This window comes from Acidovorax sp. LjRoot118 (assembly GCF_964253575.1).
GTDB lineage: Bacteria > Pseudomonadota > Gammaproteobacteria > Burkholderiales > Burkholderiaceae_C > Acidovorax.
In genome coordinates, this window is record NZ_CAXURB020000001.1 from 1,735,777 (window position 1) to 1,759,068 (window position 23,292).

Below are 23,292 nucleotides of genomic sequence, written 5' to 3' on the forward strand. Positions count from 1 at the left end.
TTTCTTCATGGCCTACCGCCAGACCCCCGCTGTGGAAGCCCGCCTGCAAGACAACCGCAGCCGCATCCTCCAAGCCGCGCGCACCCTGGTGAGCGAGGGTGGCTGGAAGGAGGCGCAGGTGGCCAGCGTGGCAGCGGCGGCCGGCATCGCCACGGGCACGGTGTACCGCTACTTTCCGTCCAAGGCCGAGCTGTTTGCCGAGGTGCTGTCGGCCGTGTCCCAGCGCGAGGTGGATGTGCTGACCGAGATCGCCAAGTCCGACGGCACAGCAGTGGCCCGGCTGCATTCGGCGGTGGAAACCTTTGTGCGGCGTGCCATGCGCAACCCACGCCTGGCCTATGCGCTGATTGCCGAGCCCTGCGACCGCGAGATCGACGAGGCCCGGCTGACCTACCGGGCCGCCATCAGCGAGGTGGTGCGCTCCATCATCGCTGCGGGGCAACTGGCGCAGGAGATGCGGGCTGACGTGCAGCCCGACATCGCCGCGTCCGTCATCGTGGGCGGGTTCATGGAGGGGCTGATCGGCCCGCTGTCACCGCTGAGCCGCCAGCAGCACCAGGACACGGACAGCTACCGGCATGGGGTGGCCCTGCTCGCCGGCCAGATCGCCCGCCTGGCGTGCACCAGCGTTGCGACACCCCCGGCCACGGTTCGATAACCAACCCCCTGGAGACAACACCATGAACAAGCCCCATCCGCCCGGCATCCTCGACGCATCGTTCGCAGACCGCTATGGCACCCACACGGTGCTCAACCAGGCGCAGCCCGCCAGCGGCTTCAATGCCTTCACCGGCGACACGGTGCTGCGCGCGGCCATCGATCGCGAGGCCCCGTGGGCTGCAGGCCGCTGCGAAGCCCTGGGCGCGTTGGTGGGGGACGAGCAGGTGCAGGAGCTGGCGCGCCTGGCCAACCGCCACACGCCCGAACTCAAGACGCATGACCGCTTTGGCAACCGCATCGACTGGGTGGATTTTCACCCCAGTTGGCACGAGCTGATGACCCTGGCGTGGAAGCACGAGGTGCCCAACCTGGCCTGGCGCACCCAGGAGAAGAACGGCCACTACGCCCGTGCCGTGCTCTCCTATCTCTGGAACCAGGTCGAGCAAGGGACGGCTTGCCCGACCGGCATGGCCTATGCTTCCCATGCGGGCTTTGCTGCCGAGCCGGCCCTGGCCATCTGGGCCGAAAAGTCCAGAGGCACGGCCTACGAATTCAGCCGCCGCGAGGTGGGCGACAAGCCCTCGGTGGTGATCGGCTATGCCATGACCGAGAAGCAGGGCGGATCGGACCTGCGCGAAACGCAGACCACGGCGCACTATTCGCATGCGGGCGACTACCACGGCGCCACGGCGCGCTGGTATGAGCTGACGGGCCACAAGTGGTTCTGCTCCGTGCCGCAGTCCGACGGCTTCTTCACGCTGGCCAAGGTCGCGGGCGAGGTGAGCTGCTTCTTTTTGCCGCGCACGCTGCCCGATGGCAGCTACAACCGCTTCTTCGTGCAGCGGCTCAAGGACAAGGCGGGCAACCGGTCCAACGCCTCCAGCGAGGTGGAGTACGCGGGCACCCTGGCCATTCTGGTTGGCGAGGAGGGGCGCGGCATCCGCGAGATCCTGTCCCATGCGCACCTGACGCGGCTCGATTTTGCGATTGGCTCGGCCGGCCTCATGCGCCAGTCCCTCACCTTGGCCCTGCAGCACACCAGCACCCGCAGCGCCTTCGGGACGCCCATTGCCGAGCGGCCGATGATGGCCAATGTGCTGGCAGACATGGCCGTGGAGGTCGAAACGGCCACGCTGATGGCCTTGCGCGTGGCCCAGGCCACTGACCGGATGGGAGCCAGCGAGCATGAGCGGCTGCTGGCCCGCGTGGCCACCCCGGCGGCCAAGTTCTTCAACTGCTCGCGCGCACCGTCCATCGCCTACGAGGCACTGCAGTGCCATGGCGGCAATGGCTTCATCGAAGAAAACCCGATGGCGCGCCTGTACCGCGAAGCCCCGCTCAACAGCGTCTGGGAGGGCTCGGCCAACATGATGTGCATGGACGTTCGCCGCGCCATGGCCAAGGACTCGCGCACCATCGACGCCCTGTTCGACGAGTTCAAGCCCCTGGCCGGGCAGGATGCGCGCTTCGACGCCCTGGTTCAGCACACCGAGCGCCTGGTGCGTGGTGCGGTGGATGACGAGTTCCTGGCCCGCCCCATGACCGAAGCGGTGGCGCGCGTGCTGCAAGGCGCCGAGCTGCTGCGCCACAGCAGCCAGGAGGTGGTGGACGTATTCCTGGACACCCGCGGCCCCGGCGTGGGTGGTGGCTCATCGGGTTCGCACTATGGCACGCTGGCCTTCACCGTCACGCAGGCCTCCGCGCAGAAGGTAGTGCGGCGGACGATGGTGGCCGCATGAGCATCTGGAGCACGTGAGCACCTGAGGGCCGCGGCGCGTGGCACCGGCCCTGTCCGCACCGCTGGCGCTCGGCCGATCAACTCGACCTGCCGGGATTGCTGGTACGCCTAGCCGAAGCGATTGGCCAGGAAGTCGGGAGCACGGCCAATCTGGCGCGCAAGATGGGCATTGCCCGCACGACGGTGGAGGCCCGCCTGGCAAGGCTGGAGGCGCAGGGGTTGATCTGCGGCTAAGGGGTCGCCAAGACCCATACCTCGGTGCTGCTGGCGCTACGGGGGGACCGCAGCGCCTGACAACGCGTTGCGGAAAGTGCGTAAGCAGGCTCCAAGTGCGCGGCACCACATCGATTGCTGGGGCGACGCGGGTTTCACCACCGATGGTGTCTTCGTGAACCCGGGCGAACTGCACCATGGGGGCATGGTGTTTTACCGCTGGCGGTGGGGTTTTACAAGGCTGGCGCTGAACGGTCTACTCGAACTGGTCCCACAGCGCGGTTTTGAACCAGGCGGGCATTTCGTCAGTCTTGAGTTCGATTTGTGCGCTGTGCATCGTGTCTGAGCCGGTGGTGATCACTTCAGCGATCCAGACACGCTCAGCCCCGGAGTTGTCAAAAATGTACGCCCGGTCTGCACTGGATACTGCGTCTGAGAGCAACTCAAGGCACCGCACGTACCTGCTGCGAATCTTGTCTTCGGCAACAGGATGTCCGCCTGTCTGCACGCGGTACTGAACACGGGCCACATTGATGTCTGGGTCTTCCGTTGCCACGAAATAGAGATAGGTGCGGTAACCGGCTTGCTGTGCTTTTCGCAGAAATTCGATTTTGTCCGGTGAAGACATGACGGTTTCAAACGTGAACGACGTCTGTGCTTTGAGCAATTTGTGCCGGACGAAATCTGCCAACACCGATGCGAAGTAGGAATTCACGGCAACCGGGCCGAATACTATCCTGCGATCCTCCAAGGTCAGCTGCTGGGCCGACCGGAGCAGTCCTGCGTTGCTCAGGAGGGTCGACGCACGAAGAAAAGCCTGGAGCTCGGATTCATCGGCACTGACCATGAATTCGGCCAGATCCATGTATCCGTTCGCGCGAATGGATTTTTCGATCTCATCGGCGTTGACGTAGACGCCGAGCCACTGGGCTGGCAGCATGTCTTTGATGGTGCTTTTCCCAGAGCCATTCGGCCCTGCAAACATGCGCAGCCGGGGAACCTGCGCCGTCATGCCTTGCGCGCCCGCACCCGTGTCGAGCCGATTGCCACGGCCATGGGTTTGGAAATATTGCGAATCACGCGCACCTCCCCCTCCGCGGTGGTTTCAATCAGCTGCCCATTGCGCGCCTCTATCACTTTGCCGGTCGTCGTGAGGGCCTGTAGATATGCCTTCTGAAAAGCGCTTCCCGCCAGCACTGGTATGCGGGCTTCCAGGCGCAGCATGGACTCTTCGCTGATGGGGGACGGGGTGTTCATGGGGGGCTCCAAATCGTTCTCTATGCTACTTCACTTGAGCGTCGCCAGGCCCTCGCGGGCCTGCCTCAGGCCGCGACCACGATCGGAAAGCGCGCCTGCAACCCATCCGCGCCACGTGTGAACGGCACCGTGACCGCATCGCGCCCCGCCTCGGACAGGTTGCGCCACAGAAAATCGCGCGCATTGCCGGCGTCGCCCGCCACGTAGAGCTGGGTGGTCAGCAGCTCGCGCGGGCCCAGGCGCACCTTGAAGTGCACGTGCGGCGTGCGCCCGCTGTAGGGCACGGGGCGGATGGTGCGAAAGCGGTAGCTGCCGTCGGCACCCACGGTCACCTTGCCAAAGCCCTGGAAGGCCGCGTCGGCCTTGTCGCCGTCGCCCGGGTGGTGGTAGTGGCCGTGTTCATCGCACTGCCAGATCTCGACCTGCGCGCCGCGCACGGGCTTGCCGGCCAGGTCGGTCACCGTGCCCTCGACCCAGGCGGGCTGGCCGCCACGGTAGCTGAGCTGGCCGTTGCGCAGCAGATCGTGGTCGGCATCGTCGGGCAGGCGCACGGGATAGAAAGGCCCTTCGGTCTGCGATGGGGTGGCGGTGCGTGCCGCCGCCGGTTGGGCCCGGGCGCCCAGCCAGAGCGCGGGGGCGACTACCAGGGCCGCGGCGACGGTGCGCCGGGGCAGGGCGGTGGTGGTGGGCGCTGGCATGGTGGTGTGCATCGCCATGTGAGCGCAGGGCGGGGCGCGAGTTCCCGCACAGGTGCCGTCAGCCCGGGTTTTCCTTCCAGTGCTTGGCCCAAAGGGCCTCGCCGCGCTCCAGCGCGGCGCCCAGTTCCTTCTTGCGGCGCTGGGCCACGGCCATGATGAGCGCGTTCGAGACCGACAGTGCGGCGGTGTACGAGTCGAACGGCGATGCGCTGGAGGTGCGCACCAGCAGCACCTGGTGCGCCGAGGCCACGGGCGGCGCGGTGGGCGCATCGGTCATCACCACCACCTGGGCGCCTTGCTCCCTGAAGTATTTTGCGGCGCGTGTGATGGCCAGCGAGTGGCGGCGGAAGGTGGGGGCCAGCAGCACATCGTGCTCTCCGATCCAGAGCATTTCATCTTCCACGAACATCGGCGTGGTCGCGGCCATCAGCCGCACGTCGGGCAGGCACAGGTTCAGGTGCAGGGCCAGGTGGCTGGCAATGGGTGCGCCGTGGCGCTGGCCCAGCACGTGCACGCGCGCCTTGCGCTGGGTGAGCAGGCGCACCGTGGCCTCGAAGGCCGCCACGTCCAGTGCCGCGAAGGTGGTGGCCAGGTTGTGCTGGTCGTGCAGCAGCACGTTGTCCAGGCAGGAGCGGATGGAGATGTCGTCGCCGATCACGGCGCTGGCCCGCGTGCCGGGTGTGGCAAGCAGGGCGGTCACCTCCGAGCGGGCTTCCATCTGCGCCTGGGCATAGCTCTCGTAGCCCAGCTTGATGAGCAGGCGCACCACGGTGGAGGCGCTGGTGTTCACCTTGCGCGCGAGCTGCGTGGCCGATTCGAGCAGGCCCTGCGGGTGCTGGGCCTGCAGCTCGGCGACCAGGCGCTGCTCGCTCTTGGTGAGCTTCTTGCCGTAGCTGGCGATGCGTTGGTTCAGGTTCATGGCCATGTGATTGTGCGCAGATCTTGGCAATGTCCATTTTGCATATGTTGTTGCAAAATTGAAATCAAACTGCAAGAATATCTTCAAATTTTTCCCTGCCACTGCTCTACCACCCCAGGAAGCCCATGAACTCCACATCCCCTGCCTCCACCCTGCGCCGCCGCGAGCTTCTGGGTGCCGGCCTTGCTGCCGCCGCTGCCGCATTGCCTTTTGCGGCCCATGCGCAGGCCTTCCCCTCCCGCCCGGTGACGCTGGTGGTGCCGTTCCCTGCAGGCGGTTCGGTGGACCTGATCGCGCGGCTCTATGCCGAGCCGCTGGCCAAGGCACTGGGCACCTCGGTGGTGGTCGACAACCGGGCCGGTGCCGGCGGCTCCATCGCCAGCGCCCAGGTGGCGCGCGCCAAGGCCGATGGCTACACGCTGGTCGTGTCTTCGCAAAGCTCGCACCTGGCCAACCCGCTCACCCAGTCCAACGTGGGCTACGACCCGATCAAGGACTTTGCCTCCATCGCGCAGCTGGCGCGCACGCCCAACGTGCTGGTGGTCAACCCGGCCGTGCCGGCGAAGAACCTCAAGGAGTTCATCGCGCACGTGAAGGCCAACCCTGGCAAGCTCAACTTCTGCAGCGCCGGGCCGGGCAGCATGGGACAGCTCAATGCCGAGCTGTTCAAGAACGCCGCGCAGCTCGACGCGGTGCACGTGCCCTACCGGGGCGGAGGCCCGCTGGTCACCGCGCTGATGGCCAACGAGGTGCAGTTCGGGCTGGACAACCTCGCGCCCTTCCTGCCCCAGATCCAGGCCGGCAAGTTGCGAGCGCTGGCCGTGGCCGCGCCCACGCGCCTGTCGGTGCTGCCCGATGTGCCCACGTTTGCCGAGTTGGACTATCCCGTGGTCAACGCCACCTCGTGGATCGGCCTGGCCGCGCCCGCGAAGACGCCGCCCGAGGTGCTGGCCGCGCTGTACAAGGCCGTGCGCTCGGTGGCCGAGCAGCCCGCGATGATCGAAGCGCTGCAAACACGCGGCGCGCTGGTGCCCGAGGCCCTGTCGTCCGCGCAGTTCACCGCGATGATGGGTGAGCGCCTGGCGGTGTATGGCGACCTGGTCAAGCGCCTGGGCATCCGCGGTGAGTAAGCCGATGTCGACGCAAGCCGCCTTCGCCCCCGACAATTCGCCCCTGGAGGTGCTGCCGCGTGACCTGTCGGCCTACCGCCAGGGCAACACGGGCATCGACTACGTGCACCGCTTCGAGTCGGGCCGGCCCGGCCCGCACCTGCTGATCAATGCGCTCACGCACGGCAACGAGATCTGCGGCATGGTGGCGGCCACGCACCTGCTCGACACCGGTGTGCGCCCGAAGATCGGCACGCTCACGGTGGGCTTTGCGAACGTCGAGGCCTACGAGGCCTTCGACATCGACCGGCCTTACGAGAACCGCCAACTGGTGCACAACCTCAACCGCATCTGGTCGCCCGAGATGCTGGACGGCAGCGAGCAAAGCCCCGAGCTGCGCCGCGCGCGCGAGCTGCGCCCGGTGCTGGCTGCGGCCGACAGTATTCTCGACATCCACTCCACCCGCGCACCGGTGCAGCCCTTCTGGGTCTACCCGGAGTTCGCGCGCAATGCTGCATTGACCCTGGCCGTGGGCAACCCGCTGGTGCACCTGGTGATGCCCCCGGGCGCGGCGCCAGGCACGGGGGTGATGTCCTATGCCCGCCATGGCGACCCGGCCAGCGACAGCCGGGGCGCGGTGGTGGTGGAGTGTGGGCAGCATTTCGCCCGGTCATCTGCCGACCTGGCCACCGACGTCACGCTGCGCTTTCTGGCGCACCACGGGCTCATCGACGCCCTGCCTGCACCCGCCGACAGCGCGCCCGCGCGGCGCTTTCGGCTGCTGGAGGTGCACTTGGTGCAGACGCCGCAGTTCGCCTTCACGCGGCCGGTCATCGGCTTCGAGACCTTTGCCAAGGGCGAGCTGATCGCCGTGGATGCCGACAAGGAGATCCGCTCGCCCTGCGACGACTGCACCATCTTCATGCCCACGCGCGACCCGGTGGTGGGGCGCGAGGGGGTATACCTCACGGTGCAGGTGTAGATCGCCTGTTCACAGCCGCAGGCGGTAGGCCGCAGGGGTCTCCCCGAAGCTGCGCTTGAACAGGGTGATGAAGGCGCTGGCCGTGGCGTAGCCCAGGTCCAGCGCGATGCTGTTCACCGGCACGTTGGCGGCCAGCATCTCCAGCGAGCGCATGAGGCGCGCGCGCTGCCGCCAGGCGGTGAAGTTGAAGCCCGTTTCCTCCACGAAGCGCCGGCTCAGCGTGCGCGAACTGAGGGCCGCCCACCGGGCCCAGCCCTCCAGGTCGCGCCCGTCGGCCGGGTCGGCGATGAGCGCACGCGCAATGCGCTGCAGGCGCACGTCCTTGGGCAGGGGCAGGCCCAGGGGCTCGACCGGCAGGCTGCGGATTTCGTCCAGTATCACCCCGGCCACGCGCGACTGGCCTGCGTCCAGCGGGCCCAGCGGCCACTCGGCAGCGCGCAGCACCGCCTCGCGCAGCAGGCCCGAGGTGCGCAGCGTGCAGGGCCTGGCGGGCAGGCCCTGGCAGGCGGCGGGCTCGACATACACGCTCCAGCCATGGAAGGGGCCATGCGATTGTGCCGCGTGCAGGTGGTGCGGCGGCAGCCACACGGCATGGATGGCGGGCACCACCCATACCGCATCCTGCACCTTCACCGAGATCAGCCCGCGCAGCGAGCCGAAGAGCTGGCCGCGCGCGTGCTGGTGCGGCTCGGTCATGCGCTCGCCGTCCTGCGTGCCGGCGAGGGCGATGACCAGCGGGCCGTCGGGCACGTCGATGGTGGCGAGGTCGAGCTTCAGGTCGGACATGGGGACGGTGGTGGCGGAGTGAATGGCGGCATCGAGCAATCAAATGGCGCATGCAGTCTACAGCCGCCAGGTAAATGCATCTTATTCTTTTTTGCATCGCATCAACAGGAGTCAGGCCATGCGCGCACAGGATGTTCTTCCGGACCATGTCAACGAAGTGGAGGTGGGCGGCGTCACCGTCCGCAAGGGATCGGTGGGGGCCTTCCTCGCCAATGCACGGGTGCTGCAGGACCCCGGTGCATCCGCCGGGGCCCGCGCCGCCGCTGCGGGCGACATCGAGGCATTGGCACCGGCGCTGCGCGCGCTGGGGCTGTTCGACGTGCTCGAGGTCCGGGACCCGCAGTTGCGCGCCCTGGTCGAGCCGCCTGTGCCAGAGCCGGTGGCGGTGGATGCCCCCGATCTCGATGCGCTGTATTCGCCGCCGTCCGAGATGATCCAGAAAGCGGTGCTTGACCGCCTGATCGGTTCGCACGAAAGCTACCTCAAGGCCGCGACCTTCTTCTGCCTGGCCACGGGCAGCGCCCAGGGGCTCGATGCCTCGCCGCGCGGCGGTCCGGCGGGCTTCGTGCATGTGCTCGACGCACACACGGTGGCCTTTGCCGACTGGCCGGGCAACAACCGCATCGAGTCCCTGCGCAACCTGGAGCGCGATGACCGCGTGGGCATGCTCTTCATCTTTCCGGGGCTGGAGGTGTTCCTGCGCATCAACGGCCACGGCAGGGTGTCCACCGCCCCCGAGCTGCTGGCCGAGCTGGCGGAACAAGGGCGCACGCCCAAGACCGCCACCGTGGTGGCCATCACCGAAGTGCTCATGCACTGCGGCAAGGCGGTGAACCGCGCCAAGCTGTGGGCCCCGGCCTCGCAGGTGGACCGCGCCAGCGTGCCTACGGTGGGGCAGATGCTGGCGGAGCTGACGCGGCTGGGTGGTGCCACCACGCAGATCGGCGACGAGCAGGTGTGGCAGATCAACGCGCACTATGACCATGAGGTGCGGCATGCCCTCTACTGAGGAGGAGCGCAGGCCGGGCCTGCTGGAGCGCACCTTCGACCGGCTGCTGCTGCGCAACACGCGGGTTGCTGCCGTGCAGCAGGTGTCGGAGCGCTTTCGGCTCATCGACCTGGAGGGCGAGGCGCTAAAGGGCGCGGCCTGGGCGCCTGGGCACAAGCTGCAGGTCAAGGTGGCCGGGCCGTTCACGGCGCGCACCTTCACGCCCATCGTGTTCGATGCCGAAGGCGGGCGCACACGCATCCTGGGCTATGCCCACGGCGCCGGGCCCGGCAGCGACTGGCTGCGGCGCGTGCAGGTGGGCGATGCCTGCCAGGTCTTCGGGCCGCACCGCTCGCTGGCGCTGGGTGATCTTGCGGGGCCGGTGGTGCTGCATGGCGACGAAACCTCGTTCGGTCTGGCCGCCGCTGTGGTGGCCGCCATGGCGGGCAGGGAGGGGCCCCGCTGCGTGTTCGAGGTGGAGTCCCGCGCTGAATCCGCACTGGCGCTGCAGGCGCTGGGCGTAGCGACCGCAGTGCTGGTGGAGCGACGCGACGAGGCGCTGCGCATGCAGGCGGCCAGCGAACTCTGGTCGCAGTGCAGCGGCGACGGCACGCTGTTCGTGCTCACGGGCCGGGCGCAGTCGATCCAGCAGGCACGCCAGGCACTCAAGGCGCGCGGTGTGCCGGGCTCGCGCATCGTGTCCAAGGCGTACTGGGCGCCGGGAAAGGCCGGCATGGACTGAGGGACCAGGGCACGGTTGCATCTGTTCCTGCACCGCACTGGACAAGCGGGCCCGCGAGCGCTAGTGTGGTGACCAGTCCATGGAGCCACGCCATGCCACACCAGCTGTCCTTGCCAGGGGTGGAACCCGCCGAGCCACGTCCCTCCCGGCCGCCCTCCAGGCCCGCGCCAGAGCAGCGCGCGCGGCCCCACCACCTCTTCTTTGCGGTGCTGGCCGAGCCTGCGGCCGCATGGTGTGCAGACCGCCTGCGCCGCGACCTGATCGCACGCCACCAACTGGCCGGCAGCGAGGTGCGCACCGAGCGCCTGCACCTGACCCTGGTCTCGCTGGATTGGCATGCAGAGTTTTCTGAAGCCATGGCCCTGTGGGCGGCGCGTGCAGCAAGCGGGGTGGACATGCCGGCCTTCAACATCCGGCTCGACCGCTTCCTGAGCTTTCACCGGCGCCGGGGCAATCGCCCGCAGGTGCTGTGCGGCGACGGCGAAGGGGTGGCCGGCTTTCTGGCGCTGTACCAGGCACTGCACGATGCGCTGCAAGCATCCTGGCCGGGCCCGCACCCCGTGCGTGCCGCGCCGGTCATCACCCCCCACATGACCTTGTACTACAGCCCCCGCGACGTGGCGGAGCACCCCGTGGAGCCGCTGTGCTGGACGGTGCGCGAGTTCCAGCTGCTCTACAACCGGCTGGGCTCGGGCGGCCCCTACCGGGTGCTGGGGCGCTGGCGGCTGGACCACCACCGGTTTCACTAGGAGCCTGTCGGACTTGGAGCGTCGAAAGCGAAAATCGGCCTCAGCGAGGACAGTTTTTGCCGCATTTGCAGCCCCATAGCCAGGCTATGGGGCAAAAAGACGGTGAAAAATGGACCGCTGTGGCCGATTTGCAGCCGACGATTTCCAAGTCCGACAGGCTCCTATGGCCGGACAGCTCGCGCGGCGGGCAGAAGCCTGAGGTACGCCGCCGCAAGCAGCCGAAGTAGGCACGCTCGCCCACTCTGTCATGCGGGCCGTGGGCGTCGCCCGCTTCCGGTTCAGTCGTACAGCTGGAACTGGTTTCGTCCTGCCCTCTTGGCCTTGTACATCGCGGCGTCGGCATTGCGCAGCAAGGTGTCTGGATCACTGCCGTTGCCTGGATAGAAGGCGACTCCCATGCTGGCAGATACAAGGGCTTCCTGCCCATCGCGAAGCTGGACGCTTTTGCCCACCTCCGCCTGGATCCTGGCCAGCGCAGCCAGGCATTCGCCGCGGCTCTCGAGTTCTGTCATGAGCAGGACGAATTCGTCGCCGCCCAGCCGGCTCACCGTGTCGTTGGCGCGTATGCTGGCCTGCAGCCGCCGGGCGATCTCCTGCAGCAGCAGATCCCCCGCCGCGTGGCCGAGCTCATCATTGACTTTCTTGAATCCATCCAGGTCCAGATAGCAAGCAGCCAGCAGGCGGTTATTTCTTGCCGCGTGCGCCATGCCTTGCTGCAAGCGATCCGCGAGGAGGAGCCTGTTCGGAAGACCGGTCAGTCCGTCATGGAATGCGATGTGCTCGACATGCGCCTGCGCCTGTTTGATGGGCGTGATGTCGGTGAACATCCAGAGTGACTCGCCTGTGTCGCCCGAAATGATCACACCGTTGGAGTCGATCCAGATACGCTGGCCATCGCGCCGGCTCATTTCGAGTTGCCGGCGATAGTGGCCTCCCTGCAGAAGCAGGGGGTAGGCTGCGGCACCTTCAGCGGCAAACGTCTCTTCATCCACATGCAGCCGACGGGTTGGAAGGCCGATCATTTCGCCAGGCGCGTATCCGAAGATCCGGTCCATCGCGGGGTTCTTCCAGACGATTTCGCGGTTTCTGATTCTTGCGATGCCGATCATGTCGTTGTCGAGCATCGCTTCCTGTTCGCGAGAGAGCTTGCTCAGTTGCTCTTTGGTGCGGTGCAGCTCGGTCATGTCAAAAACCGCTGTGCGGCTTCGCAGGAAATTTCCCTGCCCGTCGAGCACGGCGCTGGAGTTGATGCTCACGCGACGCCGGCTTCCGTCGCGGCAGACAAGATCGATTTCCACGCCATCCAGGCGGCCATTGGCCTTGATCTGTGGAAAATTTCGCTCGAACGTGGCCCGGCCCTGCTCGGTCAGGAATTCGAAGGCATGCTTTTTTCCAACGACTTCGCTGCGCGTGTAGCCCAGCCAGGACAGCTGGGTGGCATTGATATGCACAAAGATTCCATTCGCGTCGAGCGAGTGGTATCCACAGGGTGCGTTGTCATAAAGGTCGTGGATTTCCTGTGCCGAGGCCGCGAGTTGGCGCTCCATTTGCTTGCGGGCCGTGATGTCCCGGGCTGAGCAGAAGACCAGTTCCTGGTCTTCGATGCGAACCCCCGCGCTGTGGATTTCCACGTCGATCAGGCTTCCGTCGGAGCGCCTGTGCCGGGTGGCGAACTTGCGGCGCTCGCCCAGTTCAAAGGATTGGAGCCATTGTTGGATGACCCCCTGGTCAATGCTGGCGTCCCAGGTGGAGACATGCCTGCCAATCAGTGCATTGCGTTCGTAACCCAGCATGGACGCAAAGAGATCGCTCAATTCAACGACCATGCCGTCGCGCGTGAGCACGTGCAGGCCATCGCTGGCTGTGAGCAATAGCCCATGGTTGCGGCGCCCTTCGCGCAGCAGTGCGCTGCGCTGTACGCTTTCCAGTTGCCAGGCCCGCAGCACCAGCGTCGAAGCCCCGAAGAGCACGATCAGCACCACCGCCGTCAGCCCGCCGACCAGCAGGGCCTGCTGGCGCCAGAGCCCGAAATAGGTCGCTCGGTCGAAGCCGACGAGGACGAGCAGGGGGTGATTGCCCACCTGCCGATAGGCTGTGATTCTTTCGACCCCGTCCAGGGCTGTTGTGGCGACGAAGGATCCACGCCGGGGATCCCTTTGCATCGCCTGAACCAGTACCTCCGAGACATTGGTGGTCCCGACCGGGAGGCTTGCCGTTTGGCTTGGCACATGCCTGCCCACCAGCTGCATCGAATGGGTTCGCAGTGTGACGGCACCCATCGGTCCCACGTCGACCGAAGCGAGGATTCGCTGGAAGTGGTCAATGGGCATATGGGCATAGACGACCCCGGAAAATGCCCCTTCAGACGAGGCAAGACGGCGGGCCAGGACCATGACCCAGCGCTTGTCTGTGCGCGTGAGCACGGGGCCGGAGATCACCAGGCCACCGTCTTTCGCATCCCGCGCCAGGCGGAAAAACTCCCGGTCGCTCAGGTCGAGGTGCTCGTCTGCCGCCACCCCGGTGCCAACGCGAACGATGCCATCCGCGTCGGTGATGCGAAGCCCGTGCAGATCCGGGGTGAGGGCCTCCTGCCCAGCCAACACGGACTCGGCGAAAGACCGCTCCGCGAGGCGGGTGCCTGAGAGGGCGGGGCGAACCTGAACGATGACGTTCTGCAGCGCGGTGTCGACCTTCAGAACTTCGGTGTCGATGGTTTGCTGCAGGGTCGCCGCAAGGTTTTCCGCTGCGACCTGCGCCTTTTGCTCGAAGGCATCGTGGCTGGACTTCAGTGACACGACGGCCAGGGTGCTGATCAGCGCCGATAGCGCCACCACGCCAATCTTGAGCCAGCGGTTGAAACGGCCCTGCGCGGGCGTCCGCAGGTCCACTGTGGGGCGCAAGTCGACAGCCATGGTTGTATGAATAGTTCTCGGAATTGTGGATTCATTTTTGTTGCACAAGCTCGCCTTCCCCAGATGAAGGGTTTGCGGCGCTGTATGCCAAGGGCCTGAAGTGGCTTCAGGCCGGGCAGGCTTGGGCTGTTGCTTTCAGTGCGGCCGGGTTCAAGCAGCGCCAGAAGCTCGCGTATGGCCAATGAGGGACAGGCGAGGCACGCCATTGGCCAGAGGCAATGCGCGGACATTGGGCAACTTGAACTGGGCAACGGTTTCCACAAGTCCGTGCGCCTGGTGGCTCAGGCTCGATGCAGCAGCAGCCATCTCTTCGACCAGGGCGGCGTTTTGCTGGGTGGTCTGGTCCATCTGCGTCACCGCCTCGTTGATCTGGTCCACCCCCATGCTCTGCTCGCCGCTGGCGGCACTGATTTCGCCCATGATGTCGGTAACGCGCCGGATGGAGTTGACCACCTCGCCCATGGTCTGGCCTGCACGGTCCACCAGGGCGGTGCCGGCTTCCACGCGTTCCACGCTGGCACCGATCAGTCCCTTGATTTCGCGGGCCGCCGAAGCGGCACGGCCTGCAAGGTTGCGCACTTCGGTGGCCACGACGGCAAAGCCCCGGCCCTGTTCACCTGCGCGGGCAGCCTCTACAGCCGCGTTCAACGCAAGGATGTTGGTCTGGAAGGCAATGGAGTCAATCACGCCGACGATGTCCGCGATCTGCACGGAACTCTCGTTGATACTCTTCATGGTGTGCACCACTTCGGCCACCACGGCACCGCCCTGCAGCGCTACGGTCGATGCGCTCAATGCCAGTTCATTGGCCCTGCGGGCGCTTTCGGCGTTCTGGCGCACTGCAGAGTTCAGCTGTTCCATCGAGGCCGCGGTTTCCTCCAGGGCGCTGGCCTGTTCTTCGGTGCGCGAGGACAGGTCGGTGTTTCCCTGGGCAATCTGCTCCGAGGCGCTGGCGACGTTTTCGGAGCTCTGATGCACCGAGGAAACCATGGCCACCAGGCTGTCCTGCATGCGCTTGAGTTGTGCCATCAGGCTGGTGGTGTCTCCATCCTTGAGGGCGATGGCCACCGTGAGGTCGCCCTGCGCCACGCTCGTTGCCAGATGGGCAGCAGTGCCAGGCTCCGTGCCCAGCTGGCGGATGATGCTGCGGGCCACCAGGTAGCCGAAACCCAATGCAAACAGAAGGCCCATGCCGATGGACAGGGCGACGAAGAGCTGCGTGTTCTGGTAGGACGCGACTGCGTGTTCGTATTCGGCGCGCGCGGTATCCAGCTGCACCTGCACCAAGCCCCCCAGCACGTCCTGCAAGGGGTCGAGTGCAGGGTACATGTCCTTGGCGGCAAATTGGGTCAATGCGGCCAGGTCGCCTTTCTGAAGGTGTCCCTCCAGGATTTTTACGGAGCCGTCGGCGGCGGGCAGCAGCTTTTTGAACTGCTCCACCAAGCGAGTTTCTTCAGGCACCAGAGTGGTGGCCAGGTAGGCATTCCAGTTGTCGCCGATCTCCTTCTTGGCCTTGCTGATGGAGTCCAGGCCTTGCTGGGCGGTCAACGCACCGTCGCGCACCTTGTGCGCCGTATCAACGATGTTGACCGCATAGGCGTCGGATACCAGCTTGATCTGCTTGAGTGGTACCACCCGGTCCTGGTAGACGGTGTTCAGGCCTGCGTTGGAACGTTGCATGCCCATCAGCCCCGCAAAGCCGATGACAGCCATCAAAGCACACAGGGCTACAAGGAGGAGGGAGAGGCGGGTGGATATTTTGGAGTGTTGGAAGTTCATGAAGGGATCAGCTTGGGATGTGTTGATGGTTTGGAACTAAGTCAACGCCGGCCTGCCCTGGAACGCACTCCAATCAGGGCGACGGGCCGAAAGGCCCATCCAGATGGTGATGACGGTGTTTGACTTTGAGTGATTCTATCATTTAAATCATATATGGCAATTGTGTTGCTTTTATGCTTTTTTAATTCAAAGCGGCCCAGCCCTAAGGCAGTTGGAGGGTGCGGCCCAACGCAGTCACCCCTGGGCCTCTATTTGCCACTTGGGGCTTTTTTCCTGCATGCGCCATCACCCTCCCTGTGGCTCTTTGCAGCGCTGGCGCCCTCTGTTGAAGTGGGCCAGGGCGACTGGCACTGCCATGGATGTGGATCTGAAACACCGAGATGGCGCGCTGCACTGTCTCGGCGCTTTGGCTGAGGGTGCCCGCTGATGCGGCCGACTCTTCCACCAGGGCCGCGTTTTGCTGGGTGACGGTGTCCAGCTGCAGCACCGCCTCGTTGACCTGGGAGATGCCCTGTGACTGCTCCCTGGTGGCGCCGGTGATCTGTCTCACCATGGCACCCACCTCGCTCACGGAGGTGGTGACCTCCACCAGCGTCTTGCCTGCGCCGTGGATGCGTTCAGACCCTTCAGCGATGCGCTGGGCGGCTTCTGCGGTCAGCTGCTGAATTTCCTTGGCGGCAGTGGCGCTGCGTTGGGCCAGCGCACGCACTTCCGTGGCGACCACGGCAAACCCGCGCCCGCTCTCCCCGGCGCGAGCAGCCTCCACCGCTGCATTGAGTGCGAGCAAGTTGGTCTGGAATGCGATGCCTTCGATGACCGCCGTGATGCTGCCGATCTTGCGGGAGGTTTGCTCTATGGCGTCCATCGCCACACGGGCATCCTGCACCGCCTGTTCTCCGCGGCCTGCAATGAGGCCGCTGTCATCGCTGCGTGTCGCCATCACTGAGGCTGTTTCTGCGGTCTGGCGCACTGTGCTTGCCAGTTCCTCCATGGCTGCTGCGGTTTCCTCCAGGCTGGCGGCCTGCGTTTCGGTGCGGCCCGCCAGGTCGAAACTGCCCTGCGCGATCTCCCTGGCGGAGGCGTTGAATCCGGTGATCTCCTTGCGAACATCGCCGACCACCGCACGAAGGTTGATCTGGACCTGGTTGAGCCGGCGCATCAAGGCACCCATGGGCTCGGGAAAGTCAAGGCGTGGGACGCCCGTCAGATTGCACGCCGACAGTTCGCCCGCAAATCGCAAGGCTTCGTGCAGCGCCGCATTCAGGCGCCAGGTGAACCAGGCAAATACGATGCCCAGGCCGGTAGCGAGGATGCCGGTTCGCGCGATGGTCGCGGCCGCGCCTTGCCAGTCCATGGCGTCGGGAAGCATCGACAGGGTGGCCACCAGTGCCAGTGCGAAGCCCATGCGCGATGTCAGCGATGACTGGATCGCCGAGGCAGCCAGGCCTCGCACACCTCGTCTGCGAACCTGGCCGGCTGCAATATAAAAGTCCTCCTTGCCGTTCTTCGCCTGCTGTGCCAGCCGCAGGTACAGCGACTGTGCTGCGTCGATCTGCTCCCGTGTCGGCTTGGTGCGCACGGACATGTAGCCGCTGGGCTTGCCCCCTTCCATGATGGGCGTGACGTTCGCCACCACCCAGTAGTGGTCGCCGTCTTTGCGGCGGTTCATGACCAGGCCAGTCCAGGGCTCGCCACCGCCTATGGTCCGCCACATGTCCTTGAAGGCTTGCGCGGGCATGTCGGGGTGCCGGATCATGTGGTGCGGCTGACCAATGAGTTCGTCGTACGCATAACCGGACACGTCGACGAAGGCGTGGTTGCAGTGCGTGATGACCCCCTGCCGATCGGTCATCGATACCAGTGAATCGGTATCGGGATAGTCGTGCTCGCGGTGGGTGACGGGAAGGTTGATCTGCATGGGGAATCCTTCGTAGGAATGGGTGAGTGGCAGTGGGGTCAAGCCCTGCTAGTGAATGGCTGCTTGCGACTCGTGGCCCAGCAACCTGCCTGCGTCGGCGATGCAAACGTGCCGCTGGTGTACCGTCAGGATTCCTTCCTGGGTCAGCCTGGAGAACAGCCGGCTGACGGTTTCGAGCTTCATCCCGAGGTAGGAGCCGATTTCTGCACGCGTCATGCGCAGCACCAGCTCCGATTCCGAAAACCCGCGTGCATGAAGTCGCTTGACCAGGTTCAGCAGGAATGTCGCGAGCCGCTCCTGCGCGCGCATGCTGCCCAGCAGCAGCATCATCTGGTGCTCGCGAACGATCTCCCGGCTCATCGCCTTGTGCAGGTGCTGCTGCATGGCGGGCAATTCACGCGAAAGCTCGGCCAGCCGGGTGTAGGGAATGGCGCATACCTCCGAATCCTCGAGGGCCACCGCGCTGCCCATGTGGCGCTCCGTGACGATTCCGTCCAGGCCGAGCATTTCGCCGGCCATCTGGAATCCGGTCACCTGCTCGTGCCCCGTCTCGGTGGCCAGGCCTGTCTTGAAAAAGCCGCTGCGCACGGTAAAGAGCGCCTTGAATGCATCGCCGTCGCGAAACAGGTGCTCGCCCCGCTTGATCCGGATGCGCCGAATCGACAACTGGTCCAGACGCACCCGTTGCGATGGCTCCAGGTCCACGGGAAAGCACACATCGCGTTGTGTGCACTGGGAGCAGGTGGCGGTGGTGGAAGCGTTGGTCATGGTGAAGGTCCCCGGTTGGTGTCACGACTGTAGGCAGCCGGTCGGGATCTGGCTGTGGGGAGTTCTCCACTGCGCCTGACGGGAGCTTCGGTCATGTTTCCTTGGCCGCCCTGACAAAGCGAACCTACAATGACTGAAAGAGGGTGGAGCGGCATGGGTGGTGCATCGGTGCATGCGCTGCCTGCCGCCTGGTTCCAACAAGAGGCGTACCTCCATTTGACTGACATGCCGCCACTGCCGACCGAGGCACAGACCGGGCTTTCCGACAGCGAAGCCCGGCTGCGGGCGTTGTTCGAATCGGCCATGGACGGCATCGTCACGATCGATGCAACGCAGCGCATCGTGCTCTTCAACAAGGCGGCGGAGCGCATGTTCCGCTGCGAGGCTGCGCAAGCGCTGGGCCACCCGATCACCCGCTTCATGCCCCAGCGATTTCGTGGGCAGCATGCGGCCCACGTCGAAGCTTTCGGCACCACAGGCATCACCACCCGCCGCATGGGCTCCATCGGGGCCATCAGCGGCCTCAGGGCAGACGGGGAGGAGTTCCCCATCGAGGCATCCATCTCGCAGGTGGAGATTGCCGGGCAGAAGCTCTTTACCGTCATCCTGCGCGACGTCACCGAGCGCGTCCAGAATGAGCTGCGTCTGCGCGAGCAGCAGGAGACCCTGGCCGCGGTGATCGATGCGGCCAGCGACGCGGTGATCAGCTGTGACGAGGAGGGGTGCATCGTGCTGTTCAACCCGGCGGCCGAACGCATTTTTGGGCGCTCAGCCGCCAGCATGCTCAATCAACCGCTGGACTCCCTGATGCCCGAGCGCTATCGCAGCGGGCATGGCGCTGACCTGCATGGGTTTGTGGAATCCAAGGTCACGCGGCGCGCCATGGGCGCAGGCCGCGTCAAAGGCGTGCGCGCCGACGGAGAGGTTCTGGAGCTGGAAGCCTCCATCTCGCGTGCGGTGGTCAACGGCAAGCTGACCCTGACGGCGATCCTGCGCGATGTCACACAAAGGGCGCGGGCAGAAGAAGCACTGCTGCGCTACCAGAGCGAGCTGTCGGATCTGGCGCAGCAGCTCATGCACCAGGAAAAAGAGACGACGCAACGCCTGGCCCAGGCACTGCACGACCAGCTCGGCCAGACGCTCACCGCGATCCGGCTCACCTTCGACGCAAGCCCGGCGAACGCTCAGGATGTGCAGGCCAGCGGGAAGGCCAGACAGCAACTGGGCGGCCTGATTGACCAGGCAATCAAGCAAGTGCGCCAGGTCCTGGTGGATCTGCGCCCGCCATTGCTGGACGATGACGGGCTCGCGGCCGCATTGGACAACGAATTGAGGTCGCGCGACCTCACCCTTCCGGGCATTGACCTGTTGCTTGAAGTCGAGCCCGAGGTCGCGCGCACACGCTGGCCAGCCGATGCAGAGTACGCAGCCTTCATGGTTGCGCGAGAGGCCACCTCCAACGCAGTACAGCACGCGAAAGCCACCCTTGTGAGGGTTGTACTGGCAGGCGATGAAAGCCAGTTTCGGATCGAGGTGATTGACGATGGGCAGGGCTGGCCCCTGGATACGCAGATCGCTCGCCCCGGGCACCTGGGCGTGGTGGGCATGCGCGAACGGGCCCTTGCCACGGGTGCCCGCTTCAGCATTGCGCCGAACCCCGGGGGGGGCACCATCGTGCGGCTGGACTGGGGTGTGCGTCGATGAGCAGGCTCTACCTGGTGGACGACCACCTGATGGTCCGCGAGGGGCTGCGGGCGGTGCTGCAGATCGCCGGCCATGAGGTCGTGGGCGAGACCGCCGACCCCACCGTGGCCGTAGCAGACATTCTGCGGCTGATGCCGGACGTACTGCTCCTGGACCTGAGCCTGGGCGGAAGGTCCGGGTTCGAAGTTCTCGCCGACTTGCAGCGCCGCTCGCTGAGCGTGCGCACCGTCATGCTCACCATGTCGGCACAACCCCAGCATGTGGCCGAATCGTTGCGCATGGGCGCAGTGGGCTATGTCCTGAAGGGTGCGCCATCGAGCGAGGTGCTGCGTGCGATCGAGGTGGTGTTGCAGGGCCGCCGCTACCTTGGCCAGGAGGTGGCGGACCTGGCGGTGCAGGCCCTCACGGCGGATGCAGACGTCGACCCCTTCGGGGCGCTGTCACCGCGCGAGCGGCAGATTGTCGTCATGGTGGTCACAGGCCTGTCCAGTGCCGCCATCGGCCGCGAGCTGCACCTGTCGCCCAAGACCGTGGACACCTACCGCAGCCGTCTCATGAGCAAGCTGGGTACGCCCAATGTGACCGCACTGGTTCGTCTGGCAATGCGCCACCAATTGCTGGGGGCGGACCCTCAATAGCCTGCACCCGGGGGGCCGGCGCAGTGCTGCGGTGGCGACACGATGCCGAGGGCAGGGGAGGCCCGCGGCGGGCTCTTGCACCTGTGTCGACCCGGTTCCTGTCGAGTTCCCCCCCACCCAGGCCATCGAGACTTCCCCACAGACCGGGCTGCCGGCAGTTCCTACACTGGGCCATCAGGAGCGCGACACGCCCGCTCCCGGTTCCTCTTCAAGGAAACATATGGCCGATCAATTCACAATCTCCATCGACGCACACAGCGCCCACCCCGCATTTGGCAGTGAGGTGGTCGGCATGCTGCTGCAGGCCATGCGGGAATCACCTGCACCGATGGTGCTTACCGAACCGGACGGATGCATCCTCAAGGTGAACGAGGCGTTTGAATGCGCGACCGGCTACGCCATGGACGAATTGGTCGGGCGCAGCCCGGGCATGCTGCGTTCGGGGCTGCAAGGGCGCAGTTTCTACAGCACCATGTGGGCGTCGCTGGGCAGCCAGGGGCGCTGGCAAGGAGAAATCTGGAACCGCCGCAAAGACGGCCAGCTGTCGCAGGAGTACCTGACCATCGTCACCCTGCGTGGATCGGATGGCGTGGCCGCATACCATCTGGGCACCTATGCCGAGCAAACCTTGCAACAGCTGGGCAGCGGACGTGCGAGGCGCGATGCCGCCACGGATGCAACCACCGGCTTGCTCAGCCGCAAGGCGTTCACCGAGGCCGCCGATCTCCTGAGCGAGAAGTCCCCCCTGGTGCATGTGCTCGCGCTGGACATCGATGGCTTCACGGAACTCAATGAACTGCACGGGCTGGTGTCGGGCGACGCCGTGCTGCGCCAGATGGCGCTGCGCTGCACGGAGGTCGCCGCTGCCGACGGCCGGCCGGCGCTGGTGGCCCGCGTCGGGCCCGATGAGTTCGCCATCGCGCTGGCAGACCCCCATGCGGAGGGCGGTGATGCGGTTCAGTCGTTCGCCTCGCGCCTGTATGCGAAGACGGCATTGCCCTTTGACCTCGGCGAGGGAAAGCACATCCAGATCTCGGTCAGTGTGGGCTTGTCATCGTTGGCGCAGGGGTGTGCAAGCGCTGCCGAAGCACTGCTCCATGCGTCGGCGGCCCGCCAGGAAGCCGTGCCGGGGTTGCCCATGTTGCAGTGCTATGAGGCTCAGGATGGACAGCGCCGCATGGCGCTCGCGCTGCGCGATGCGGTGCGCCTGGAGCAGATCACCGTAGCCTATCAACCCAAGGTGAATCTGGCTTCCGGGCAATTGTCGGGAGTCGAGGCCTTGGCCCGCTGGGTGCTGCCCGATGGCAGCAGTATCTCCCCTGCTGAGTTCATTCCACTGGCGGAGCGCCGTGGCCTGATCGGATTGATTGGCGACAGCGTGATGGAGCAGGCGCTGGCGCAAATCGCAGCCTGGCAGACGATGGGGTTGGCAGCGCCGGTGGTGGCGGTCAATTTCTCTGCGCTGCAGTTCCAACGCCAAAACTATGTGCAGCACGTTGCGCTCGCGCTGGACCGCCACGGCATTCCTGCCCGACTGCTCGAAATCGAATTGACCGAGTCGCTGCTGTTTGGCGATATCGATGCCGTGATGTTGTCTCTGAAGTCCTTTCGCAACCTGGGGGTTGCACTGAGCATCGACGACTTCGGCACGGGCTATTCCTCCTTGGCCTACCTGCGCCGCTTTCCGGTGCAGTACCTGAAGATTGACCGGCAGTTTGTCTCCGCCATGGGGGATGACGCCAGCGCCTGCGAGATCGTGCGCCTCATCGTGGACATGGCGCACCGGCTGAACCTGCGCTGCATCGCCGAAGGCATCGAAACCGAGGCCCAACTGAAGTTGCTCCAATCCATGGGCTGCGACGAGGGGCAGGGCTTTCTGTTGGCGCGCCCGCTGGACACCAGCGCCATGCAGGGGGTGCTCGCCGGCCGTCTGCCCTGGGCAGCGCTTTTCGAATCGGTGCCTGTGGAATCGGAGCAGGTTGACATGGATCAAGGTGCCCAAGGAGACTGCCAACCACAATCACCCCCTGCACGTTGCAATGGCGACGTTGCCACGGTCCCATTTTCTGAAGGGCTTTTCCAAGACATGCGAGCCGCAGCCGATACCTCTGGCGCCGCCTTCCTGAGCCCGCAGGGAGCACCGAGGGGCCCTGGGCCCTTGAGGAGTGGCATGTGCCAGACAGGCTGAACGCCGTCCGGCAGACCGCTGCACCGTGCAGGGTTCTGACCATGCTGCCGACCCGCTGGCACAGGCAGGCGGTTCAGGCGGTTTGCCGGGTGCGCGATCCCGGCTGCGTCATCACCGACGTACCCAGCGTGACGGATGCGGTGCTGGTGCTCTTGAGCGAGCCCGTCGATCTGATGGTGGTGGACATGGGGCTCGCAGGTGACATGCTCGGGGTGCTCCTGCACCATGCCCGCCGCTCCGCGCCCAGGGCGAAGACGGCTTTGTTCCGTGCAGAGCAGCACTCCGCCAGCACGGCGACCACGGGCGATCTGTCGCAAGGGCATGCCTGGTCGGACATGGAGGCGACCCTGGATCGCCTGCTTCAGGATGCCTGAGAAAGGGGCTGTGATGCGGTACGCGTACCTGGTGGTTCAGTCTGGCACGGAGAGCGAGCGTCGCCAAAGATTGCATGGCCCCGATGTGGCCGCACAGCAACTGCTGCAGGAACTCGGTCAATTCCGCGCGTCGTTCGAGCGCTACTTCAGCGCCATGCCGTGGTTGGGCG

22 protein-coding genes are annotated in these 23,292 nt (G+C 65.6%); 13 read left to right on the forward strand and 9 right to left on the reverse strand.

What is annotated here, in order from left to right; all coding sequences use genetic code 11:
- Positions 1–7 precede the first annotated feature (7 nt).
- The 4 genes from ACSQ9E_RS08090 (at position 8) to ACSQ9E_RS08105 (ending at position 2,957) form a co-directional block, all read left to right on the forward strand.
- Positions 8–658 carry a TetR/AcrR family transcriptional regulator gene (locus ACSQ9E_RS08090; RefSeq protein ID WP_057203692.1) on the forward strand — a complete coding sequence of 217 codons (651 nt, stop codon included), beginning with the start codon at positions 8–10 and terminating at the stop codon, positions 656–658.
- Positions 659–680: 22 nt separating this feature from the next.
- Positions 681–2,399 carry an acyl-CoA dehydrogenase family protein gene (locus ACSQ9E_RS08095; protein ID WP_436217396.1) on the forward strand — a complete coding sequence of 573 codons (1,719 nt, stop codon included), beginning with the start codon at positions 681–683 and terminating at the stop codon, positions 2,397–2,399.
- A gap of 95 nt (positions 2,400–2,494) precedes the next feature.
- The gene (locus tag ACSQ9E_RS08100; protein ID WP_436217397.1) at positions 2,495–2,632 is read left to right on the forward strand and encodes a winged helix-turn-helix transcriptional regulator; all 138 of its coding nucleotides are present in this window, start codon (positions 2,495–2,497) and stop codon (positions 2,630–2,632) included.
- 76 nt (positions 2,633–2,708) lie between these two features.
- On the forward strand, positions 2,709–2,957 hold the full coding sequence (locus tag ACSQ9E_RS08105; protein WP_436217398.1) for an Atu4866 domain-containing protein: 249 nt from the start codon (positions 2,709–2,711) through the stop codon (positions 2,955–2,957).
- Here ACSQ9E_RS08105 and ACSQ9E_RS08110 read toward each other — a convergent pair.
- The 4 genes from ACSQ9E_RS08110 to ACSQ9E_RS08125 form a co-directional block, all read right to left on the reverse strand.
- Positions 2,868–3,623 carry a zeta toxin family protein gene (locus tag ACSQ9E_RS08110; protein WP_436217399.1) on the reverse strand — a complete coding sequence of 252 codons (756 nt, stop codon included), beginning with the start codon at positions 3,621–3,623 and terminating at the stop codon, positions 2,868–2,870. The genes ACSQ9E_RS08105 and ACSQ9E_RS08110 overlap by 90 nt on opposite strands.
- Positions 3,620–3,868 (reverse strand): hypothetical protein, encoded by a 249-nt coding sequence (locus ACSQ9E_RS08115; protein WP_436217400.1) that lies wholly within the window; start codon positions 3,866–3,868, stop codon positions 3,620–3,622. The genes ACSQ9E_RS08110 and ACSQ9E_RS08115 overlap by 4 nt, the downstream gene beginning before the upstream one ends.
- A gap of 65 nt (positions 3,869–3,933) precedes the next feature.
- The gene (locus ACSQ9E_RS08120; RefSeq protein ID WP_436217401.1) at positions 3,934–4,566 is read right to left on the reverse strand and encodes an intradiol ring-cleavage dioxygenase; all 633 of its coding nucleotides are present in this window, start codon (positions 4,564–4,566) and stop codon (positions 3,934–3,936) included.
- 58 nt (positions 4,567–4,624) lie between these two features.
- Positions 4,625–5,485: a MurR/RpiR family transcriptional regulator gene (locus tag ACSQ9E_RS08125; protein ID WP_436217402.1), complete on the reverse strand. Its 861-nt coding sequence runs from the start codon at positions 5,483–5,485 to the stop codon at positions 4,625–4,627.
- Positions 5,486–5,610: 125 nt separating this feature from the next.
- Here ACSQ9E_RS08125 and ACSQ9E_RS08130 point away from each other — a divergent pair, with 125 nt between their 5' ends.
- Both ACSQ9E_RS08130 and ACSQ9E_RS08135 read left to right on the forward strand, forming a co-directional pair.
- Positions 5,611–6,615, forward strand: coding sequence for a Bug family tripartite tricarboxylate transporter substrate binding protein (locus ACSQ9E_RS08130; RefSeq protein WP_436217403.1), 1,005 nt, complete (start codon positions 5,611–5,613; stop codon positions 6,613–6,615).
- Positions 6,616–6,619: 4 nt separating this feature from the next.
- Complete coding sequence (locus ACSQ9E_RS08135; protein WP_436217404.1) at positions 6,620–7,576, forward strand: succinylglutamate desuccinylase; 957 nt, start codon at positions 6,620–6,622, stop codon at positions 7,574–7,576.
- 9 nt (positions 7,577–7,585) lie between these two features.
- Here the strand turns inward: ACSQ9E_RS08135 and ACSQ9E_RS08140 are convergent, their stop codons facing one another.
- On the reverse strand, positions 7,586–8,362 hold the full coding sequence (locus ACSQ9E_RS08140) for an AraC family transcriptional regulator (protein WP_436217405.1): 777 nt from the start codon (positions 8,360–8,362) through the stop codon (positions 7,586–7,588).
- 352 nt (positions 8,363–8,714) lie between these two features.
- Here ACSQ9E_RS08140 and ACSQ9E_RS08145 point away from each other — a divergent pair, with 352 nt between their 5' ends.
- From ACSQ9E_RS08145 to ACSQ9E_RS08155, 3 genes are all read left to right on the forward strand, one after another.
- The gene (locus tag ACSQ9E_RS08145) at positions 8,715–9,371 is read left to right on the forward strand and encodes an MSMEG_1061 family FMN-dependent PPOX-type flavoprotein (protein ID WP_436220197.1); all 657 of its coding nucleotides are present in this window, start codon (positions 8,715–8,717) and stop codon (positions 9,369–9,371) included.
- Positions 9,358–10,092, forward strand: a complete 735-nt coding sequence (locus tag ACSQ9E_RS08150) for a siderophore-interacting protein (RefSeq protein WP_436217406.1) — start codon at positions 9,358–9,360, stop codon at positions 10,090–10,092. The genes ACSQ9E_RS08145 and ACSQ9E_RS08150 overlap by 14 nt, the downstream gene beginning before the upstream one ends.
- A 92-nt stretch (positions 10,093–10,184) precedes the next feature.
- Complete coding sequence (locus ACSQ9E_RS08155) at positions 10,185–10,841, forward strand: 2'-5' RNA ligase family protein (RefSeq protein ID WP_057268745.1); 657 nt, start codon at positions 10,185–10,187, stop codon at positions 10,839–10,841.
- A 278-nt stretch (positions 10,842–11,119) separates the two neighbouring features.
- Here the strand turns inward: ACSQ9E_RS08155 and ACSQ9E_RS08160 are convergent, their stop codons facing one another.
- The 4 genes from ACSQ9E_RS08160 to ACSQ9E_RS08175 form a co-directional block, all read right to left on the reverse strand.
- Positions 11,120–13,753 (reverse strand): diguanylate cyclase domain-containing protein, encoded by a 2,634-nt coding sequence (locus tag ACSQ9E_RS08160; RefSeq protein WP_436217407.1) that lies wholly within the window; start codon positions 13,751–13,753, stop codon positions 11,120–11,122.
- A gap of 150 nt (positions 13,754–13,903) precedes the next feature.
- Entirely contained in the window at positions 13,904–15,532 is a 1,629-nt protein-coding gene (locus tag ACSQ9E_RS08165; protein WP_436217408.1) for a methyl-accepting chemotaxis protein, read from the reverse strand.
- A 202-nt stretch (positions 15,533–15,734) separates the two neighbouring features.
- On the reverse strand, positions 15,735–17,450 hold the full coding sequence (locus ACSQ9E_RS08170) for a methyl-accepting chemotaxis protein (RefSeq protein ID WP_436217409.1): 1,716 nt from the start codon (positions 17,448–17,450) through the stop codon (positions 15,735–15,737).
- A gap of 48 nt (positions 17,451–17,498) precedes the next feature.
- A complete protein-coding gene (locus ACSQ9E_RS08175) occupies positions 17,499–18,218 on the reverse strand; it encodes a helix-turn-helix domain-containing protein (protein WP_436217410.1) in 720 nt (239 codons plus the stop codon).
- Between the two features lie 153 nt (positions 18,219–18,371).
- Between ACSQ9E_RS08175 and ACSQ9E_RS08180 the strand changes: the two genes are divergently transcribed.
- The 4 genes from ACSQ9E_RS08180 (at position 18,372) to ACSQ9E_RS08195 (ending at position 23,122) form a co-directional block, all read left to right on the forward strand.
- A complete protein-coding gene (locus ACSQ9E_RS08180; RefSeq protein ID WP_436217411.1) occupies positions 18,372–19,922 on the forward strand; it encodes a PAS domain-containing sensor histidine kinase in 1,551 nt (516 codons plus the stop codon).
- A complete protein-coding gene (locus tag ACSQ9E_RS08185) occupies positions 19,919–20,560 on the forward strand; it encodes a response regulator (protein ID WP_057203681.1) in 642 nt (213 codons plus the stop codon). The genes ACSQ9E_RS08180 and ACSQ9E_RS08185 overlap by 4 nt, the downstream gene beginning before the upstream one ends.
- 220 nt (positions 20,561–20,780) lie before the next feature.
- A complete protein-coding gene (locus tag ACSQ9E_RS08190) occupies positions 20,781–22,748 on the forward strand; it encodes a putative bifunctional diguanylate cyclase/phosphodiesterase (protein ID WP_436217412.1) in 1,968 nt (655 codons plus the stop codon).
- A gap of 41 nt (positions 22,749–22,789) precedes the next feature.
- Positions 22,790–23,122, forward strand: a complete 333-nt coding sequence (locus tag ACSQ9E_RS08195) for a hypothetical protein (protein ID WP_436178893.1) — start codon at positions 22,790–22,792, stop codon at positions 23,120–23,122.
- The last annotated feature ends 170 nt before the right edge of the window (positions 23,123–23,292 follow it).